We start from the raw sequence: 21,076 nt of genomic DNA, 5'->3' as shown, positions 1-21,076 counted from the left end.
GTATAATCCATAAAAAATGACAGATCACTATCTATTTCCAAGCAATGAGTTAATTGATATATTAAGAAGTAAAAAAGGGGCAAAAATAATGGATACATGTGCAGATGTTTTAATCGTTATCGATTTACAAAATGGAGTATGTTATAGTGAGGAGCATTTATTTAATTTACAAAATTTACTTACAAAAGTAAATAAAAGAATTTCTTCATACAGAAAATCAAATAAACCAATTCTTTTCGTTCAACATTGTGATGATGATTTAGTACCTGAAAAAGAACTTTGGGCTATTCATTCAGATTTAGATGTTCAAAAACAAGATTTTTTTGTAAGAAAAACACATGCCAATTCTTTTTATAACACAAACTTGAAAGAGATTTTAGATCAATTATCTGTACATCGTATTGAATTTTGTGGTGCCCAAACAGAGTACTGTATGGATACCACGATTAAATTTGCCCATGGACTAGGGTACGAAAACTTCATGTTCCAGAAAGCAACCTCTACGTTAAATAATCCATTTATGTCCGCAAAAGAGACAATTGATTTTTATGAAAATATATGGAACCACAGATTTTTAAAATTGATGAAAGATGAAATCTAGAATACATAACTAACGTCTTGGTAATTCTAAGATTTATCAGCTATATTCAAACATTTCATTTTCACCATAAAGAAGCTGACTACATTCAGCTTCTTTTCTTTTAACCTGTTTTATATTCTATATATAACATTATAATTCCTTTGTCATATTATTTTAAAAATTTTGTATATTCATTTGAAAGAATAAGAAAATCATGATAAAATTGTGTTACAAATATATCTATATCTTTCAATTTTTAAAACGCATCGAAATTTTCACCCAAAAATGTCATTTTACAAAACCGTGCTAAATTATCTACTTTATTTACATCAGGGTCTCTTTTCTTACAATTTCTTTACTTTAGGAATGTTTTTCTGCAACAACTGTTTCCTTTTCTTTAATTTTTTGGTATGTATAATATGGTATAACAGCTCACACGGAGGTGGAAAAGAACATGTTAGAAACCTTTCAAAAAGAAATAGAACTATATGAAAGCAATGCAGAATTATTGAAAGTACTTGCTCATCCTGTTCGCTTATGTATTGTAAAAGGATTAATTGAACGTGGTCCAAGCAACGTTTCTACAATGTACACTGGCTTAAACATGCCACAATCTACAATTTCACAGCATTTAGCAAAGTTAAAAAGTGCTAAAATCGTTTCAAGTGAAAGAAAAGGATTGGAGATTTATTACAAAGTAGAAAACGAGACAATTATTCAACTCGTTCGCGTATTATTGGGTTAGGGACTCATAGACAGAGAAAAAGGACGTATTTTATATTTTTCATCTCATATCTTTAATATAAATATATATCATGAGAGGAAATATATGATGCTACATAAGTCGTATTAAAAAACAAGACACAGAACTATGCTGTGTCTTGTTTTTTTATATTTTCAAATACCGATCCAAGTGTAACCGTTGCATATGTTTCGTATGTATAACAACATCACATGCACTCCCTAATCCTCCACTCAAAATCATAGAATGAACTGCACGATTTTGTTTTTGAATTTCAGAAAAAGGATCCCTATCTTGATGATTCGTAAGCAGCTCTAGTATTCCTGCTGCTAACAAAAACTCAGATTGTTTCTTATGCCATACCATATTCATACCTTGCAGGCTAAACATTTCTTTCAGTTCGTCCCAATGAATATGAGTAGTAAGATCCATTTCACCTGGATACGCTAAAGGATTACGAATTAACTTATGCTCGTAATATCCTCGTAAACTCCCTTCTTGATGTGCAGGATGCATCCATTCTTCTTTTGTATATCCATAATCAACTGTAATACATACACCTCGTTGAAACCATTTCGCAATTTCTTTTATATATTCTTCCATCGCAATCGGCACTTCAAAACGCTGGCCTTCAGCAAGATGAATATTATATTTCAATAAGTATCGACCAATTCTTTTATGTAACGGCCTACATACTTCTGCAAGTTTCCCTTCCTCTGTGTACGTAACACGTACTTCATACAATATTCCATTTCTCTTCTCAATTACTTCAACAGGAAATGCATCAAATAACTCATTCGAAAAAAGAATCCCCTCGAACGATTCTCCCATTTCACTATGCGACGTATAATATGACACATTAGAAAACGAACAAAGAGTTTTTTGCTGCAATTTTCTATGAAAAGGGCTCATTTCAATTATCGAATAGTTTAAATCAATAAAGGTTTCCGGTGATAATTGCTTCCATTCTTGTAAAACATCATAGGCAAACCTTCCTGTCCCCCCACCAATCTCACAAATATGTGGAACAACTTCACCATTTTCAACAAGACGAATAAAAAACTTAGCAAAGGTTTTTGCAAACACAGAGGATACGTTGCTACTTGTAAAAAAGTCCCCTTGTCTTCCTATTTTTTCACGTTCTTTCATATAATATCCATGTTCCTCTGCGTATAATGCGAGGCTCATATATGTACTGTATGAAATTGAATAATCCTTTTCTTTTTCCATCCATTCTTTTAAAATGAGCTCCATCTTCACACTAGCTCCTTACTGTAAAAATGGATTATTTTCTTTTTCAAAACCAATGCTTGTTTCTGGACCATGTCCACATAGCACCGCTGTTTCATCAGGTAATACAAATAATTTCTCTTCAATACTTCCAATCAATTCTGCAAAACTTCCACCAGGTAAATCTGTTCTTCCAATACTCATTTGGAACAATACATCTCCAGAAAATACAGCATTCGCCTCTTTACAGTAATAAGAAATACTGCCTGGAGAATGTCCTGGTGTCTCAAAAATTTCAAAGTTAAATGAACCAATTGCTAATGCACCTTCTGCATCAATAATATGATCTGCTGGTTTTGCTGTAATGCTGCGATTCATCATAAAGATTTGAGAACCATTTACAGTTGCATCGCCTAACCAATCTGCTTCTTCTTTATGTACGTACACAGGAATATGAAAAGCGTCTCTTACCGCATCAACAGCACCAATATGATCAAAGTGAGCATGTGTTAATAAAACAGCCAATGGCTTTAATTGTTCTTCTTGTAAATATGTAACGAGCTTCTCTCCTTCGTGACCAGGATCAAAGATAATACACTCATTTTGCTCATTCGTTAAAATATAAGCATTTGTTTGTAATGGGCCTAACGGCATTTGTATCCATTTCATATGAAAATCTCCTCCAATTATTAAACTTACTTTCAATGATACAACATTTTTTTCTCTTAGGAAAAGAAAGGATGCTATCTCGACAATCATTTTTAAAACATGTACAATATAAAAGAGTAAATATTCCAAAAACTCATATTAAGGAATGGGTAGACAGAGGAGGATATTGTATGGGCCTTGTTATTATTTTTACGCTTGTCACTCTGTTAGCTGTATTTGCTACGCTTAGAACACTTCGCGAAAAGAATTTTCTCGCGGGCGGCTTTGCAATTGCAACTGTACTCGTTTTCGGATGGTTTACAATCATGACTGTTCTATATAACGGGTACCCACCAGCAGCTTAATTCATTTACATGCTCGTCTTCATCAAGATTTCGCACAAAAAGAGGAAGGGTTTCCCCTTCCTCTTTTCATACTTCACAACTTATATCATCTTCGCTTCGTATTTGTGCTTTTTTACAAGCCAAGCTCCTCCGATAACACCTGCATCATTACCAAGTGTTGCAATAGCTAACTTCGTGCTCTTTACAGCACGTGAGAAAGCATATTGCTCAAAATAGCGTTGAATTGGTTCTAAAAGTGCATCTCCAGCTTTAGAAACACCTCCGCCAATAACGATTTTCTCTGGGTTCAACGTGCTAGAAAGGTTCGCTACAGCTAATCCTAAATAAGAAGCTACCTTTTCTACTACTTCGCCTGCTAGTTCATCACCTTGTCCATGTGCTTCAAATACGTCTTTTGATGTGATACGTCCTTCTTCTGCTAACATAGAACGTAGAATACTTTCTTTATCAGTCTCTTGTATTTTTTGCATAGCAACACGCACAATACCTGTTGCAGATGCTACAGTTTCTAGGCAACCAGACTTCCCACAATTACATGGGAAAGCATTCTCTGTAACGACTGTAATATGTCCGATTTCACCAGCAGCACCGCTTACGCCGTGTACAATCTCTCCATTGGCAATTACACCGCCGCCAACACCAGTGCCAAGCGTCATACAAATTAAATCTTTTGCTCCTTCACCAGCACCTTTCCACATTTCACCAAGCGCTGCTAAGTTCGCATCATTATCAATCACAACAGGTAATCCTGTTTCTACTTCTAATAAATCTTTTAACGGATAGTTCTTCCATCCTAAGTTAACCGCTTCATAAATCATTCCAGACGCCACGTGTACAGGGCCAGGAGCTCCCATACCAATACCGATTAACTTACTTTTTAATTCGCCTAACTCTTCTAACTTTTTATCAATAGCTTTCGCTACATCAAGTGTAATATGTTTTCCTTGCTCATTTGTATTCGTAGGGATTTCCCACTTATGTAAAATTTCACCGTATACATTAATAAATGCTAATTTAATCGTTGTACCACCAAGGTCAACACCAACTAACCATTTCTCTTCCATGTTGCTTACCTACCTTTATCTAATTCTTATTTAGCTCTTTTTGAATTTCTTGCTTCAATAAAAATAAAGCTGTTTGATAGTCTTGTGGATCGATTAGCTGTGATTGATTTAATTCACGCAATTCATCTTGCATTAATTGTAAATCTGCAATTCGATCTCCCGTATAAATAATCGTACCAAATTTCTTTAGCAATTGCTGAATATCATATATAGATACCATTTCATCACCCTCTATGCTCACTTACTATAAAAAATTATAATAAGAAAACGTTCACATATTTTATTATAATCAAGAAGAAAAAGTCTCGTCAATTTTTATTTGTCTATACAAGCCCATTTTTAACCATTGTTCCTTTTTCTGTAATAATTTTTTCTACATTTTTATCAAACGGCTCTATTGGAATATGGTCTACCATTTGAAAACTATAAGCTAATGATAGCGTTTTCCCTTTATAATGCATGAGATAACGATCATAATAGCCACCACCATATCCAATCCGTTCTCCTCGCTCTGTATAAGCTACACCTGGTACAATTTGAAGGTCAATTTCATCTGCATTCACTTCTTCCGTAAGCGCTGGAATTGGCTCACGTAAATTCATATACACTGTTTCTAACTGATCAAAATTGCTAATTTTCCTAAAGGACATTGTTCTTGCTTCTTTATTACACTTCGGAACGACAACTTTCTTTCCTTCTTCCCAAGCTTTTTCGATAATAGGATATGTATTCACTTCATTTTCCATTGAGAGAGTGATTCCAATTGTTTTAGCTTCAGCCCACTCTTTTTGCTCATACAACGAAAATGCTATTTGCTCTGATAAAGTTATATACCGTTCTTTTGATAAAGAATTCATGTGCTCTATTATTTGTTTACGTAAACGTAGTTTCTCTTCTCTCACACATTTCCCCCCTCACAGTGATACTTTGCTCTACGATGATAGTGTATCACTTTTAAGAGAGGAATCGAATAAAAAAAGAAACAGTAGGAAAATATTCCTACTGCTTACTTTGTTTCACGGTGTAACGTAGACTTCTTGTCACGCTTGCAATACTTTTTAAGCTCGATACGCTCAGCGTTGTTACGTTTGTTTTTCTTTGAGATATAGTTACGATCTCCGCATTCTGTACATGCTAGAGTAATATTCACACGCATTCTTATTTCCCTCCAGTACTAATAACTTAAATCAGACTATACTATAATACCACTTTTAAAATAAAAATTCTACACCTTTTGATATTGTCTAATTTTTTCTATAAGATTTTTCATGTTTTCCCTTGCTATTACTGGGTTTCTAGCATGTGAATACACTAAAAATTTCGGTTGTTTTGTGTCAGAAACGATATAAGACCACTCTTTTTCGGTATATTTGAACTGTACTCCTTCAAATATGCCTTCTTCCTTCCTTTCGATATCAGCCAATAATTTCCTCATCACTTTCCCTTTTTCATTCCATGAACATACAACTTCATCACAAAGTAAATAAAGCGGCGGTGATTGCTCTACTATGCTGAGAAAGGTTTTTCCCTGCAATGCTATTAACTCGAATAATTTTCCAATTCGATATAAAATATCTCGCTTCCATCTCGCTTGAAACGATTTTTTTTCATCCTGCGTATAAAATAGAAGATAACATTCTCCTAATTTCAAAGACATTGGGTAAATATTTCCTGCCGATTCCAGTAATAAATCTGGAATATCAATCTCTTCAAAATCCGTCCCTTGGTAAATATTACTATGATTATCATATAACTCGAAATAATTTCCTTGCTCTGAAAACATAAGCGCCATATTTGCTTTACTTGATTTCATCAAAGCTTTCACATGATCCTTTTGTTCGCCCGCATAAATCCACGTAACTGTGCATCCGAGCCTTTGCAAAAAGAGCATAAGCAAATGTTGTAACATATCATTTCTCTTATTAATAAGAAGATGAAACTTCTGTTTTTTTATTTTCTCAATATCAATACGCTCTAATACAGCCTCTATATAATTATGTAAAGAAACGTGTACTAGCTTATTCCGCCCCATTTCCTTCTCACATACGTAATAAAACGACTCAGACATATACACTTGTTCTATCGCTTTTTGCTGCTTATACGTTAACTGTGCCCCATCCTTACCATACAACTTTATAACAATCTCTTTTTCTTTTTCCGCTTGAATGAAAACCCCACCCGCACATTGCAAATCTTGAATGCTGTACTGAAAAAGTGATTCGTTCATTTCTTTGCATTCCATCGTATGAATCCCAATACCATGAATTGCATGAAGAAAAAGATTTTTATAAGAAGTCGTTTCTATATGTTCTTGACTCCCGATTAATATACTTTCCCCTTTTGTGAAAAGAGATCCGTACGCCATCGCAACCTTTACAATAAATTGAGGCGTAATCTCCACATTACCTCTTCCTACAATTCGGCTTTTTTGCAACCATCCTGCACTCTTCTCACTTTCTTGAACACCAGCCGATCCGACTACCGAATGACTATCAATCGCCTTATATGGCCATAGTTTTCCCTTTTGCTTAATTACCGTACTTTTCCCTATATGACAATGGTCCGCTACAATGCTTTTTTGAAACAATGTAACGTCATCTTCCACCATTGTATGTTCTCCTATTGTCGTTTCTAGTAACTCACAATATTTCCCAATGTGCGCATTTGCAAAAATAATACTCTTTTGAAGATGAGAATAACTTGAAACAACACTATTTTTCCCGATAATAGAGTATGGCTCAATTACAGATCCAGCACCAATTCTTGCTCCTTCACCAATAAAAGAAGGACCGTGAATTTTCGTTCCTTTTCCAATCGTTACCCCTTCTCCCATCCATACCATCGGTAATACTTCCGTATATGGAATAGGTACTTGCAATTTTTTCGTTAACAAATCAAATTGTGCTTGTCGATATTGATCAAATGTACCGATATCTAACCAATAACCTTCTGACAAATATGCAAATAATGCGTTCTTATTTGCCAATAACGGAAACACATCTTGACTAAAATCAAAAAATTCTCGGGGCGGTATGTAAGAAAAAATTTCTGGCTCCATAATATATATACCTGTATTCACAATATTAGAGACTACTTCATTCCAACTCGGTTTTTCTATGTATCGTGTAACCTCTTGTTCTTTGTTCATTACAACTAAACCAAATGAGAGTGGATTTTCTACTTCCTTTACAAACATAGTTACCATTCTTTTCTTTTGTTCATGAAACGTAATTCCTTCTGATAATTGAAAATCAGTTAACGCATCCCCACTTATGACAACAAACGGTTCATCCAAAAATTTTTCCGCTTGTTTAATACTCCCTGCAGTTCCAAGCGGTGGAGAGTCTTCAAAGTAGTACAAGTTAACGCCCCATTTGCTACCGTCACCAAAATATTGCTTAATAGCCGTACTCATATACTGAACAGTAATTGCAATCTCACGTATACCATGCTGACGCAATAATTCAATGTTGTATTCTAAAACTGGCTTTTCTAATAATGGCAACATCGGCTTTGGAGTATTACATGTTAATGGTCTAAGGCGTCGTCCTTTTCCTCCAGCTAAAATAACCCCCTTCATATACTTCAGCCTCCACTTATATAATGTTCAGTAACTTCATATACGATATGTATATTATCTACCCAGCATTAACTAGCAGTATAAAAATTTCATTAGTGGGGGGTTCTTCATCCCCTACTAATTATTAGCCTTGCCCAATCGGGCCGACAGGCAGTAAAGTTCCCCTTATATACATTCACCTTTCAACAAGTGAAGAAAGCGCTTACTATTAACTTTTAAAATATTACTTAATAAGCAAATAACATATACGCCCTATTTTTTCCATTATATTATGATACATCTTATCATCATAAACTAAAGGAAACAACGAGCTTTTTTTGTCATGTTTTGACTAAAAAAAGCAGGTGATGTTTCACCTGCTTTTTTCTTTATTCATTTAATAAGTAATGCTTTCCCTTTACTAAATAAAAAACATTTTCAGCAATATTTGTAATATGGTCTGCTACACGTTCAATATATCTCGCTACAAAGGATAATTGTGTAATTTGTGTAATTGCTTCTGGTTGTTCTGGAACTGAAGATATAAATTCACGAATCGCTTTCCCATATATTTCATCAACAGAATCATCCATTTCGGCAATTTGCTTCGCAAAAGTTAAATTTTCTTGCTCATATGCATCTAGCGCTAACTGTAACATCTTATTTGCAATCGCAAACATCTCATCAAGATTGTGCAAACTAACAGACACGTCTTTTTCCCCGAGACGAATGGTTGATTTCGCAATATTAACAGCATGATCTGCAATCCGTTCTAAATCTGTCGCTGTTTTAATTGAAATGAAAATCCTTCTTAAATCACTTGCTACAGGTTGTTGCTTCGTAATGAGCATAAGCGCAAGATCATTTATTTCCTCTTCTAAATTATCCATACGATAATCACCATCTATTACCTCTAACGCTTTCTCTACATCCTTTTTATGAAGCCCTTCCATAGCAAGCAATAAAGCTTCTCTCGCTAGTTCACCAAGCTCAATCACCTTTTGCTGTAACGTTTTTAAATCACATTGAAATTGTTCTCGTACCATTGTTTCTTCCCCCTCAATATTATGTGCCAATATATATAACTCTCCTACCTAGCCTACTTATATAAGCCTTAAGATAGGAGAAGTATTACTTCTCTAATTTAAATGAGGTAAAAATAAGAAATACCCTCTGTTAAGAGGGTATTTGCTCTTAGCCTTGCTAGCGACATCAACCGAATCGGCCTGTAATATAATCTTCTGTACGCTTATCTGAAGGTGTCGTAAATAATTTATTTGTATCTGTATACTCCACAACTTCTCCACTTAAGAAGAAAGCAGTTTTATCTGAAATACGCGCAGCTTGTTGCATGTTATGCGTTACAATAACGATACTAAAATCTTTCTTTAACTCTTGAATTAATTCTTCTACTTTTAATGTTGAAATTGGATCTAGTGCTGATGTTGGCTCATCCATTAAAATAACGTCTGGTTCAATCGCTAAACAACGTGCGATACATAGACGCTGTTGCTGTCCACCAGATAAACCGTATGCATTATCATGCAAACGATCTTTTAACTCATCCCAAATCGCTGCTCCACGTAAACTTTTTTCAACAATTTCATCTAACGTTTTCTTGTCGCTAATACCATGAATTTTCGGGCCGTATGCTACATTTTCATAAATAGATTTTGGAAATGGATTTGGTTTTTGGAACACCATTCCTACATGTGTTCGTAATTCTTCAACTGGATATGATTTATCAAATATATTGCGCTCTCTATATTCAATTACGCCTGTAGTTCGCACGATTGGTACTAACTCTACCATACGATTTAATGTTTTTAAGTACGTTGATTTACCACAACCACTTGGCCCGATAATTGCTGTAACTTCATTCTCATGAATACTTAAGTTAATATCTTTTAAAGCATGGTCTTCTCCATACCATAAATTTAAGTTTTTCGTATCAAATACTACTTTCTTTGGCGCAGTCTCGATTTTCTCCTCGTTTTTCACCTGTACATTTACTACTGTTGCTACCATTTGAATTCCCCTTTCATCCATTTCCAACTTATTTTCGATTTCGCAACCATAGGACAACTATATTAATCAAGAGCAACAAACCTAACAAAACAATCATCCCAGCAGCTGCTACATACTGAAATTCTTCCTGTGGTCTACTCATCCAATTAAAAATTTGAATTGGTAAAACTGTAAATCTATCAAACATACTAAACGGAACATAATTTGCAAATGCAAGTGCCCCGATAACTAATAACGGTGCCGCTTCTCCAATCGCTCTTGATATCGCTAACGTACAACCTGTTATAATTCCTGGGAACGCATATGGCAATACAACTTGATACATCGTTTGCCACTTCGTAGCACCTAACCCGTAAGAAGCTTCTAATAATGACCTCGGTACAGATCGTATCGCTTCTTGACTCGCTACAACAACTGTCGGTAAGACGAGTAAGCTCATCGTCAGTGCCGCTGCAATAATACTCTCACCTAAATGAAGAGCGTATACAAAAATGGTTAAGCCGAGTAATCCAAATACGACGGAAGGTACTCCTGCTAACGTTTGATTATTAATTTCTATTACCTTTTTAAATATAGATTCCTTCGCATATTGCTCTAAATAAAGAGCAGTTCCGACCCCAAATATAAAGGAGAGTGATATAACAATACTCATAAATAATATTGTTCCTGACAAAGCTGCAGCAATCCCAGCTTCTTTCGGATTACGCGAAGCGAAGTTTGTAAAGAAATCTAACGAAAGGTAACTGACACCTTTTCCAAAAATTTGAAAAAGCAAAATAAGTAGGATTACTATTGAAAACAAAATTGCCATATAAAATAACAATTGGTAAATTCGATCTTTTAAAAAACGTGATGCCATATTTTCTTGTATTTTTTTATGATTCAACATGCGCATATTATGTCACCCTCCTAAAGCGGCGCATAATAAATTGCGAAATGATGTTCATTATAAAAGTAAACAAGAATAACGTTGCGCCTACAGCGTACATGCTGTAATAAGTAAGTGTTCCATGCGGAGCATCACCTAAACTCACTTGCACAATATAAGCTGTTAACGTTTGAATAGAGTGTGTCGGATCGAGCGATACGTTCGGTGTGGACCCTGCTGCAATTACAACGATCATCGTTTCACCGATTGCTCTGGAAGCAGCTAATATAATTGCTGCCATAATCCCTGCGAAAGCTGAAGGAAACACGACTTGTTTTACCATCTCAAACCGAGTTGCTCCAAGTGCCAACGAAGCTTCTTTCGTTCCTTTTGCTACAGCTCTCATTGCATCTTCAGACAGAGATGCAATTGTAGGTATCATCATAAAGCCAATCACAATACCTGGACTAATCGCATTAAAAAACTGTAAATCAGGTATAATCCGTTGTAAAAGCGGTGTAACAACTGTTAATGCAAAAAAGCCATATACAATTGTCGGGATACCTGCTAATAGTTCTAACATCGGTTTTAATACTTTTCTTACACTGTTTGAAGCATATTCGCTTAAAAATACGGCACACGCTAAACCGATAGGAATTGCTACGAACATGGCGATCGCTGTTACAAGGACCGTTCCACATATAAGTGGTAATATACCGAATTTAGGGTCTTCAAAAAAAGGTAACCATTCTTTCTCTGTCAAAAAGGAGAGCAATGATATTTTTTGAAAAAACATTATTGTTTCATTAGAAAGCGTAAAAATAATTCCAAGTGTCGTCGCAATAGACACGCTAGCAATTATTTTTAGTAATAATGGAACGATTCGATTGATTCGCTGCGTTTTTTTTCTATGTTTTGTATTTCTTTCAATCAAATGTTGTACAGAAAATGTAGTTTGACTTTTGTCATTATAAGCCAAAGATGAAAACCCCTTTCCACCCTGACATTACCTTTTTATTTCTGTTAACATCCGCAGCTGTTCATTGTATTTTTCTTTTGGTAATTTTACATATCCAACCTCTTCAGCAAGATTACCAACATGCTGAATCATAAACTCAATATAGTTTGCTACATTCATTTTATTTCGGATAGATGCATGATTCACATAAGCAAATAGTGACCTAGATAACGGCTTATACTCACCTGATTGAATCGTGTCTTTCGTCGGAAGTACACCATTCACTTTTATTGCTCTCACCTTATCTCGATTGGCCATATAATAAGCATATCCTACAAAAGCAATGGCATTTTTATCATTCATTACCCCTTGCATAATAACTTGATCATCTTCAGACAAAGAGACTTTTTTTACAATGCGACTTTTTTGTAAGATGACATTTTGAAAATAATCATACGTACCAGAGTCTACACCTGGCGCATAAAACTTTACCTGTTCACGTGGCCATGATGAATGAATTTGTGACCATCGCTTTTCACTTGCATCTTCACTCCATAATAGACGTAACTCGTCTACCGTCATATTGTCTACCCAATTATTTTGACGATTCACAACGATCGTAAGACCGTCATAAGCGACTTCAAACGGTGTAAACTGAATGGAGTTTTTCTTCATTTCATTTTCTTCCACTTGTTTCATTACTCTCGAAGCATTATTTATATCTACTTCTCCTTTACTGAAACGATTAAATCCTCCTCCTGTTCCAGAAACACTGATGGAAATTTTCACGTTCGGATGCACCTTTGTATATTCCTCCGCTACTGCTTCTATAATAGGAAAAACCGTTGAGGATCCATCAACTCTCACTTCTCTCATTTCATTCACAGCAAATGCAGTAGACGTGCCAACATAACAGAAACATGTCGACAGTATGAAAACTTTAATCGATGCACTTATCCATTTCACGTGTTCTTCCTCCTAGAAGTAACCGGAAATAACAGGATTACAGATATAAGAATACTGCTAAACTATTAATTCGGTTTTAATTGTTTGTAAAAGTTTTGTAAAGTTCCACAAGAATCAACATTAGGTAAATTATTAATCTGTAGCCACCGTTCATCTTCACTAAGGATTGGTCCATAACTCCCATAGTGAATGCATACGTATTATTTGCGAGGTCCCTTAAAATTCCGATATAATCTGCTTGTCCACTTTATTAAAACGTATGCATGAACCATAAAAAAAAGCACACTATCTTTTCAGATAGTGTGCTTTTTTTACAACTTTTTTATTCATCATCTTGCTTTTTATTTTTCTTATCTATTTCCTCTTGTGTAGCTTCGCCATTTTCTACCTTTTTCAAATCAAAGTACGCGTCCATAATGTCACGACTAATATAACCGTTAATACCTGATTTATCATCTACCCAAGGTACAACAACAGAAAATGCTACTTCAGGGTCTTCAAGTGGCGCATAACCTACTAATGTTAAGTTATATGTTTCTTTACGCTCACCGTTTGCTTTTCTACCAATCTCTTTATCTCCGCCATACACAGTTTGAGCTGTACCTGTTTTACCAGCAGCTTTATATGATGCGCCTGTAAAGTATTTCGCAGCTGTACCACCAGACTCATTAAATACTTGTCTAAATCCTTCCTGAACACGTTTAATTTGTGATTCAGGCATATCAATACGGTTTAGTACTTTCGGTTCCATTGAGTGAACGACTTTTCCAACTTCGCCTTGTTTCGCTTCCGGTTGACGAATTTCTTTTACAACTTGCGGCTGCATACGGTAACCACCATTTGCAATTGTTGAAACATACTGTGCTAATTGAAGTGGTGTGTACGTGTCATACTGCCCAATTGATAAATCTAATAAGAAACCTGGCTGATTTCCTCTACCTGTTTGACCCGCAGATTCATTTGGTAAATCGATACCTGTTTTTACACCAAGTCCAAACTGTCCGAAATAATAACGCATCGTATCAAATGCTTTTTGTGGTATATCTAACGTACCACCTCTTACATATTGAACACCTGCGATATTCATCGCTGTTTTAAACATATATACGTTAGAAGACATTTTTAATGCTGTTAAATCATTAATGTATCCCATCGTCTTCCAAGAAGATTTTTGTGGCGTTCCCTTTAATCTGATTGGTTCATCAAGTTGAACTGAACCTGGTTGAATGGCACCTGTCTGATACCCAGTAAGTACTGTCGCACCTTTTACAGTTGATCCCATCGGATAAGAACTTGTCATCGTTCCTAATGCGAAATCTTGCACTTTCGTCTCGCCATTTTCTTCTACTAACTGTTTCCCTGCCATAGATAAAACTTCACCATTTTTTGGATTCATCATTACAACGAATGCGCGATCTAAAAGAGGTTGTCCCCCTTTATATCTCAATAAATTTTTCGTGATAATTTCTTCTACACGCTTTTGTAATTCCATATCAATTGTTAAATTCAGATTGTTACCACTTTGCCCTTTTGATACATTAATCGTTTCTAAAATATTACCGTTTTTATCCGTAATATTTCTCACTTCCGCTTTATTACCGTGCAAACTATCTTCATATTGCTGCTCAAGATAGCTTTTCCCTACGCGGTCATTTCGATTATAATCACGAACAAGATAGTAATCTAGTCTTTCTCTCGGTAAACCTTCGTCAGAAGTTGTTACACCTCCAAGTACACTTCGGAACAAATCGCCATCATATGCATATTTTCGTTCCCAATCGACACTTGTATCTACTCCCGGCAATTGCGCTAAATTTTCACTAATAATCGCATATTCCTCATCTGTAGCATCCTTTTTAATGACTTGTGGCGTCATCGCATATCCGCCGTCCATTTTGCTTTTAATCGCTAGCACTTCTAAATCTTTTGCAGATAATTGATTCACTTCTTCTTCCGTCACGCGATTTCGTTGACGCTCATCTAATTCTTTATCGTCAATTTTTTTATCTTTAAACTCTTGACGATCCTTTTTCGTAATTTTTTCTTGCGCTTCTTCTTTATGAATAGCAAGCCAATAATCTTTTTTATCGCGATCTGTTAATTTATCTGTCGGTACTTCAATCAAATCTGCTAATTTTTTCGCTGTTTCTAAGCGAGCCTCTGCAGTTGATCCTTTCATTTTTGTAAATGTAATCGTACGTACAGCTGCATTATCTACTACAGGTCGCCCATAACGGTCAAATATTTTCCCACGTGGTACAGGATTACTTATCGTCGAGTTTTCTTTCCTCTCCACTTCATTCTTATATTCCTCACCGCGAACAATTTGTACATATCCAAGCCTTACAATAACCGCGGAGAACATTAAAAACACGCAGAAAAACAGCACGTTTAACCGAAAAGGAACGTGAGTCTTTTTCTTTTGTTGTTTCTGCTTCTTACCCATACAAACCCCCTCTACCAACAGCTATGTAATTTGAAAGGGACACCTTCATACAGGTGTCCTCACTGCTGTCTTACATCTTTTTCTATTCTAGCATAAAACAAACGATAAGTTAACCTTCTGGTTCTGTTTGATTCTGCGTGGTTCCTTGTGCTACAACACTTGTGTTCCCTGCATTTCCTTCATCATATTTGACATTTTTAACTGCAAAATAAATAAGAAAATGTCCAGCACCTAAAATACATAGTAAGACAGGTAAACTCTTTTCAGGCGGAAAGAATAATACAGCACATAAAAAACTTAAAACTGAACAAATTCTCCCAGCATTTAACCATAATTCTCGGACAACAACATACTCTACACGCCACTCTCTCGCATTTTTCGCTCTACCAATTACATCATATGTCATCGATCCATATGGAACGAGTAAAATAGGGTATGCAATCGCAATGCATGCTGCATAAATAAGTAATTTTGTGTATGTAACATTGAATATAACTAAAAATACGACAGCATATAAAATAATGCCTCCAAGTAAAATTGCTTTTTTTCGCCACTCTTTCTTTAACATACGAGCAACTAAATAGTAACATACAAATGATACAGCAGAATTTACTAAGCTATATTTCCCTAATGCAAGCTCACTATCGGTTGCTAAGTACACGTATACTGAAATAACAAAAATGAATGTTCCCTCTCTCAATCCTTGGAAAAAATGAGCACGTGTAATTCTCCCCCAATTTTTATCAATCCGTCGCTCTTTCAAAACTTGTATAACCTCATAACGACCTTCACATTCTCTCTTAGATACAAAAAAGCTTAAAACGACAGCAATTGCAAATAACAGTAACGAGAGGAAGAATATGACCGTATAACCACTCCACTTTTCCATACGTGAAATTGTGTATCCAGCTGCTATCGGTCCAATCATGCCAGAGAAGGATGTAAGAAGCCCAAGAAACCCGTTAAAGAAATCTCTTGTTTCTGGTTCTGTAATCTCAAATGTTAATAAATTAAACGCGAGCCAGTAAAAACCATATCCGACTCCTAAAAGAGCCCCCATTAATAAAATATAGTGAGAAGCGCTTTTTCCCGCTACTAAAACAACGATAAAAAAAATCGCTAACGTGCCTACGCCTATTCGTAACAAGATCGAGCGATCAATACGCTTCGCTAATTTCCCACCTATAAGAAATGTGAGGGGCTGCAATACAACGCTGGCCAAATTATACAAGCCGAGATTCACATAATTTTGTGTTTGTTTCCATAAATAAATGTTAACAAACGTATTCGATAAAGAAATTGCGAGCGTGTATAAACCTCCAATAAGGAGTAATAACACTAAATCCCGATTCACTTCAACGTCACCAATTATATGTTTCCACTTCATACACAACTCTCCTTTACTTCATGTTCTAGTCTTCCAAAGACAAGCCCAATTATGTAAAAGGAAAGCATAGAAAAAAGCTAGGAGCATTCTCCTAGCTTTTTCTATCGTTATTACAATTATTTTGCTTCTTGGTAACGTTTTTCAGCAGCGTTCCAATCTACAACGTTCCAGAATGCACCGATGTAGTCTGGACGACGGTTTTGATAATTTAAGTAGTAAGCATGTTCCCAAACATCTAAACCGATAACTGGTGTTTTACCTTCAGTTAGAGGAGAATCTTGGTTTGGCGTGCTTGTTACTTCTAATTCACCATTATTTACTACTAACCAAGCCCAACCAGAACCGAAGCGAGTTGCGCCAGCTTTTGCGAATTCTTCTTTGAATGCATCGAAGCTACCGAATTTCGCTTCAATTGCAGTTGCAAGTTCGCCTACTGGTTGTCCACCGCCGTTTGGAGATAAGATCGTCCAGAAGAATGTGTGGTTAGCATGTCCGCCACCATTGTTACGTACTGCTGTACGGATTGCTTCTGGTACTTCGTTTAAGTTTGCAACTAATTCTTCTACGCTTTTGTCAGCTAATTCTGCATGACCTTCTAAAGCAGCGTTTAAGTTTGTGATGTACGTGTTATGGTGTTTTGTATGATGGATGTTCATTGTTTCTTTGTCAAAGTGAGGCTCTAAAGCATCATACGCATAAGGTAAATTTGGTAATTCGTGTTTTGCCATTGTTATATTCCTCCCAGTTTATGTATTGCCACTTAAGTGACATACAACTACATTCTACCCTAATTGCCATAGGGTGCAAACAAATAAATCGCATTGTCTTGCTATCATTAAAGTAGCAAAATTCCCACTTCTTTTCAATTAAAATGCTCATATATTTCATAAAAAAAGCCCCCTTCTACAAGGAAGCTTCCTACTGACATAATAAACACGTGAAATGGATATGGACCCTGTAGGACTCGAACCTACGACCGGACGGTTATGAGCCGTCTGCTCTAACCAGCTGAGCTAAGGGTCCACAATTATGTATGTAACAATACATCAAATAAAGGAATTCCTATCGGATATATCCTTTAAGAAATGTAAGATAAATTTACCATATAGAAAAGAAAAGTGTCAATTGTATTTTTCTCATTTAAAAGAAGAAAATTAATAAAAAGAAATTTAGTTGTCTCTACTATATGTAAATATAATATATCTTGAGATTCCCTAGATTCCTACGTTACAATGATTTTATACATACATAAAGGAAGTGAATCTATGTCCATATTTACCCAATTAGTCAAAAGCGTATATTCGCCTAAAGATATGGCGCTATTCCGTTTTCAAAAAATCGGAAAAACCATTTTGTATATTATGCTACTTTGTCTAATCACTACTATTCCAAGAACATTCTTTTACGGTAGCTTTATCCAAGATAGTGTTACTATGGTAAATCAAGCAATTGAAAAAGATTTACCTGATTTTAAAATCGAAAATGGTGAACTAAAAGCTGATATTGAACAACCTATTCAAAAAGAAGAGGGAGATGCTCTTTTCGTATTTGATCCAAATACAACAGATATCGAAAAGTATCAAAATAAAACTGGTTTATTTATTTTAAAAGATAAAGTAGTTTCTATAGGAAATGGCCAGACGCAAACATACTCCTACAATGATTTATTAGGCACATCTCTTGAGAAAAAAGATTTGCAAGATTTCATTTCAGTATTCGATAGTATTTATCCAATTTTACTAGCTGTTATCGGCGTGTTAGTATATCTATTCCAATTGTTCATTACTTTCTTAGGAATTACTTTACTTGCGTTTATCGGTTCTGCTATGAGTGGTCAACGTAAATTATCTTATAAGCAAGTATGGACGTTAACTGCTTACAGCTACACAATTCCAACAATCTTCTTTATGATTATGGATTTATTCAAAATCGTTGTACCTGGTTCAACATTCATTTATATCGCAGTTGTTTTAATTGTTCTATACTTAACAATTAAAGAAGTTCCAAAACCGAACGAAAAAAATGCCTAAATAGGCATTTTTTTTTTGGACAAGCATATATTCCTAGCAAAGGAGTGAAGAATATGAAGAGATTAGGTATATTCTTATTCGCGCTTGTTCTTGGTTATATATTTTATTACGATATAAAAATTGGCACTTTGCCGATGTTAAGTTCATATAAAAAGACAAATGCGGCCGAAACGATAAAACAAGAAAGTACAAATACAAAACAAAAAAAAGAAAACAAGGCGGAAAAAGAAACAGATGTCACTTATAAAACAATTGAAGTCAAAACAGGTGATACGGTTCTTTCCATTACAGAAGCGATCAATAAGAAAAAAATTCCTTCTATCGAAAAAGTAATTGATGATTTTAAACAATTAAATAAAAATACACCTGCTACAAAAATACAACTTGGAAAGTCTTATAAATTCCCGTTATATCAATAAGCAATCACTTAATCCTTGTCAATTACATAAAGGCGCTGATACAATAGTAAAAGTGAAACCGAGCACTTCGGTTTCTATAGCCCTGTATCACGTATACTATCATTGATATAAGGGACTAAATAAGAAACTTCTTTTATAAGGAGAGCGATCTATTCGTGAATGAAATGACTCATCGTACAAAAACACGTCCAGTTAAAGTCGGTAATTTAACAATTGGCGGTAATAATGAATTAATTATACAAAGTATGACAACAACAAAAACACATGATGTTGAAGCAACAGTTGCTGAAATTAAACGTTTAGAAGAAGCTGGCTGTCAAGTCGTGCGTGTTGCTGTTCCAGACGAACGCGCAGCAAATGCTATTGCTGATATTAAAAAACAAATCAACATTCCACTTGTTGCTGATATTCATTTTGATTATCGCCTTGCTTTAAAAGCAATTGAAGGCGGCATTGATAAAGTACGTATCAATCCAGGTAACATTGGTCGTCGCCATAAAGTAGAAGCTGTTGTAAATGCAGCAAAAGAACGTGGTATTCCAATCCGTATCGGTGTAAACGCAGGTTCATTAGAGCGTCACATTTTGGAAAAGTACGGATACCCAACTGCAGATGGTATGGTTGAGAGCGCCCTACATCACATTAAAATTTTAGAGGACTTAGATTTCCATGATATTATCGTATCTATGAAAGCCTCTGATGTTAACTTGGCAATTGAAGCATACGAAAAAGCTGCACGTGCTTTTGATTATCCACTACATTTAGGTATCACAGAATCTGGAACGTTATTTGCCGGAACTGTAAAAAGTGCCGCTGGTCTTGGAGCAATCTTAAGTAAAGGCATCGGAAATACACTACGTATTTCATTAAGTGCTGACCCAGTTGAAGAAGTAAAAGTTGCGCGTGAACTATTAAAGTCATTCGGCCTTGCATCTAATGCAGCAACACTTATTTCTTGTCCAACTTGCGGTCGTATTGAAATTGATTTAATTAGTATCGCTAACGAAGTGGAAGAGTATATTTCTACACTACAAGTACCAATTAAAGTTGCAGTACTTGGCTGCGCTGTAAATGGTCCTGGTGAAGCTCGTGAAGCTGATATCGGTATTGCCGGCGCGCGCGGAGAAGGACTATTATTCCGTAAAGGGCAAGTCGTTCGTAAAGTACCAGAAGAAATAATGGTAGAAGAACTGAAAAAAGAAATCGACGTAATTGCTGCTGAAATGGCTGCTGAACGAGAAAAAGAAAAAGAAAAAGAAACACAAGAACAATAAAATAAAAAGAAGGTTGCCCACAACATTTGTGAGCAACCTTCTTTTCTACGTAAAAAAGCTCGTCAGTTATAGAACTGACGAGCTTTTACTTTGCACATTTTGGACAACGGCCATATATTTCAAACTTATGACCAGTTACTTCATAACCGTTAAAATCTTTATTCATAAAATCCATCGGGCAAGAAGTAATCTCTTTCGTCCCTCCACAATCTAAACAAATAAAATGATGATGATGTTCCATAATAGAACATGTAAAACGAAAATGTTTTTCACCGTTTAATTCCGTTTGTTCTAAAACACCGATTTCAGCAAACACCGTTAAGTTACGATAAATCGTGTCAAAACTAAGACCTGGATAATCATCCTTCATATGCTCTAAAACGTCTTTCGCCGTTAAATAACGATTGTGAGCTGCAAATAACCTGAGCATTTCTTCCCTTTTCCCAGTATGTTTGTATCCTTTATCTTTCATTAGGCGTAAAGCTTCTGTTAGATTCATATCTATCCCTACT

General features: G+C 35.5%; 22 protein-coding genes and 1 tRNA gene. 6 read left to right on the top strand and 17 right to left on the bottom strand.

Going from position 1 to position 21,076, the window contains the following annotated elements:
* The first annotated feature begins 88 nt into the window (after positions 1 to 88).
* A complete protein-coding gene (locus PDK19_RS02335; RefSeq protein ID WP_016718484.1) occupies positions 89 to 601 on the top strand; it encodes a cysteine hydrolase family protein in 513 nt (170 codons plus the stop codon).
* Between the two features lie 433 nt (positions 602 to 1,034).
* Positions 1,035 to 1,325, top strand: a complete 291-nt coding sequence (locus PDK19_RS02330; protein WP_000894375.1) for an ArsR/SmtB family transcription factor — start codon at positions 1,035 to 1,037, stop codon at positions 1,323 to 1,325.
* A 144-nt stretch (positions 1,326 to 1,469) separates the two neighbouring features.
* Here the strand turns inward: PDK19_RS02330 and PDK19_RS02325 are convergent, their stop codons facing one another.
* Positions 1,470 to 2,582 carry a class I SAM-dependent methyltransferase gene (locus PDK19_RS02325; RefSeq protein ID WP_049113848.1) on the bottom strand — a complete coding sequence of 371 codons (1,113 nt, stop codon included), beginning with the start codon at positions 2,580 to 2,582 and terminating at the stop codon, positions 1,470 to 1,472.
* 9 nt (positions 2,583 to 2,591) lie between these two features.
* On the bottom strand, positions 2,592 to 3,221 hold the full coding sequence (locus PDK19_RS02320; RefSeq protein ID WP_000871248.1) for an MBL fold metallo-hydrolase: 630 nt from the start codon (positions 3,219 to 3,221) through the stop codon (positions 2,592 to 2,594).
* A 170-nt stretch (positions 3,222 to 3,391) separates the two neighbouring features.
* On the opposite strand from PDK19_RS02320, the gene PDK19_RS02315 reads away from it, so the two are divergent.
* Positions 3,392 to 3,565: a DUF2759 domain-containing protein gene (locus PDK19_RS02315; RefSeq protein WP_000524853.1), complete on the top strand. Its 174-nt coding sequence runs from the start codon at positions 3,392 to 3,394 to the stop codon at positions 3,563 to 3,565.
* A gap of 80 nt (positions 3,566 to 3,645) precedes the next feature.
* Here PDK19_RS02315 and glcK read toward each other — a convergent pair whose 3' ends face one another.
* The 14 genes from glcK to PDK19_RS02245 form a co-directional block, all read right to left on the bottom strand.
* The gene (gene glcK / locus PDK19_RS02310; RefSeq protein WP_000391706.1) at positions 3,646 to 4,629 is read right to left on the bottom strand and encodes a glucokinase; all 984 of its coding nucleotides are present in this window, start codon (positions 4,627 to 4,629) and stop codon (positions 3,646 to 3,648) included.
* Between the two features lie 19 nt (positions 4,630 to 4,648).
* The gene (locus PDK19_RS02305) at positions 4,649 to 4,849 is read right to left on the bottom strand and encodes a YqgQ family protein (protein ID WP_000253699.1); all 201 of its coding nucleotides are present in this window, start codon (positions 4,847 to 4,849) and stop codon (positions 4,649 to 4,651) included.
* Positions 4,850 to 4,952: 103 nt separating this feature from the next.
* Complete coding sequence (locus tag PDK19_RS02300; RefSeq protein WP_270706527.1) at positions 4,953 to 5,531, bottom strand: 5-formyltetrahydrofolate cyclo-ligase; 579 nt, start codon at positions 5,529 to 5,531, stop codon at positions 4,953 to 4,955.
* Positions 5,532 to 5,635: 104 nt separating this feature from the next.
* Entirely contained in the window at positions 5,636 to 5,785 is a 150-nt protein-coding gene (gene rpmG, locus PDK19_RS02295) for a 50S ribosomal protein L33 (protein ID WP_001265616.1), read from the bottom strand.
* A 69-nt stretch (positions 5,786 to 5,854) separates the two neighbouring features.
* Positions 5,855 to 8,209, bottom strand: coding sequence for a sugar phosphate nucleotidyltransferase (locus tag PDK19_RS02290; protein ID WP_000679295.1), 2,355 nt, complete (start codon positions 8,207 to 8,209; stop codon positions 5,855 to 5,857).
* 368 nt (positions 8,210 to 8,577) lie between these two features.
* Entirely contained in the window at positions 8,578 to 9,234 is a 657-nt protein-coding gene (phoU, locus tag PDK19_RS02285; RefSeq protein ID WP_000251231.1) for a phosphate signaling complex protein PhoU, read from the bottom strand.
* A 166-nt stretch (positions 9,235 to 9,400) separates the two neighbouring features.
* Positions 9,401 to 10,216, bottom strand: coding sequence for a phosphate ABC transporter ATP-binding protein (pstB, locus tag PDK19_RS02280; RefSeq protein WP_000226683.1), 816 nt, complete (start codon positions 10,214 to 10,216; stop codon positions 9,401 to 9,403).
* 28 nt (positions 10,217 to 10,244) lie between these two features.
* Positions 10,245 to 11,111, bottom strand: coding sequence for a phosphate ABC transporter permease PstA (gene pstA, locus PDK19_RS02275; protein ID WP_001242548.1), 867 nt, complete (start codon positions 11,109 to 11,111; stop codon positions 10,245 to 10,247).
* Between the two features lies 1 nt (position 11,112).
* A complete protein-coding gene (gene pstC, locus PDK19_RS02270) occupies positions 11,113 to 12,063 on the bottom strand; it encodes a phosphate ABC transporter permease subunit PstC (RefSeq protein WP_000323888.1) in 951 nt (316 codons plus the stop codon).
* 27 nt (positions 12,064 to 12,090) lie between these two features.
* Positions 12,091 to 13,008 carry a phosphate ABC transporter substrate-binding protein PhoX gene (phoX, locus tag PDK19_RS02265; RefSeq protein WP_270706525.1) on the bottom strand — a complete coding sequence of 306 codons (918 nt, stop codon included), beginning with the start codon at positions 13,006 to 13,008 and terminating at the stop codon, positions 12,091 to 12,093.
* A gap of 322 nt (positions 13,009 to 13,330) precedes the next feature.
* Entirely contained in the window at positions 13,331 to 15,454 is a 2,124-nt protein-coding gene (locus PDK19_RS02260; protein WP_000516829.1) for a peptidoglycan D,D-transpeptidase FtsI family protein, read from the bottom strand.
* A gap of 109 nt (positions 15,455 to 15,563) precedes the next feature.
* A complete protein-coding gene (locus PDK19_RS02255; RefSeq protein WP_270706521.1) occupies positions 15,564 to 16,841 on the bottom strand; it encodes an MFS transporter in 1,278 nt (425 codons plus the stop codon).
* Between the two features lie 116 nt (positions 16,842 to 16,957).
* Positions 16,958 to 17,569: a superoxide dismutase [Mn] gene (gene sodA / locus PDK19_RS02250; RefSeq protein WP_001052031.1), complete on the bottom strand. Its 612-nt coding sequence runs from the start codon at positions 17,567 to 17,569 to the stop codon at positions 16,958 to 16,960.
* 221 nt (positions 17,570 to 17,790) lie between these two features.
* Positions 17,791 to 17,864: transfer RNA gene (locus PDK19_RS02245), tRNA-Ile, on the bottom strand.
* A 242-nt stretch (positions 17,865 to 18,106) separates the two neighbouring features.
* On the opposite strand from PDK19_RS02245, the gene PDK19_RS02240 reads away from it, so the two are divergent.
* From PDK19_RS02240 to ispG, 3 genes are all read left to right on the top strand, one after another.
* Positions 18,107 to 18,871: a DUF1189 domain-containing protein gene (locus PDK19_RS02240; RefSeq protein WP_000021910.1), complete on the top strand. Its 765-nt coding sequence runs from the start codon at positions 18,107 to 18,109 to the stop codon at positions 18,869 to 18,871.
* Between the two features lie 53 nt (positions 18,872 to 18,924).
* A complete protein-coding gene (locus PDK19_RS02235) occupies positions 18,925 to 19,290 on the top strand; it encodes a hypothetical protein (RefSeq protein WP_270706519.1) in 366 nt (121 codons plus the stop codon).
* 164 nt (positions 19,291 to 19,454) lie between these two features.
* Positions 19,455 to 20,564: a flavodoxin-dependent (E)-4-hydroxy-3-methylbut-2-enyl-diphosphate synthase gene (gene ispG / locus PDK19_RS02230; RefSeq protein ID WP_130777227.1), complete on the top strand. Its 1,110-nt coding sequence runs from the start codon at positions 19,455 to 19,457 to the stop codon at positions 20,562 to 20,564.
* A gap of 85 nt (positions 20,565 to 20,649) precedes the next feature.
* On the opposite strand, the gene PDK19_RS02225 is transcribed toward ispG, so the two are convergent.
* On the bottom strand, positions 20,650 to 21,063 hold the full coding sequence (locus PDK19_RS02225) for a Fur family transcriptional regulator (RefSeq protein ID WP_001054512.1): 414 nt from the start codon (positions 21,061 to 21,063) through the stop codon (positions 20,650 to 20,652).
* Positions 21,064 to 21,076 lie beyond the last annotated feature (13 nt).

Origin of the sequence: Bacillus cereus group sp. BcHK124 (genome assembly GCF_027712065.1) — a bacterium.
Lineage (GTDB): Bacteria > Bacillota > Bacilli > Bacillales > Bacillaceae_G > Bacillus_A > Bacillus_A pacificus.
Note: the sequence above shows the minus strand (reverse complement) of the source record. Positions and strands in the feature narration are given on the sequence as shown.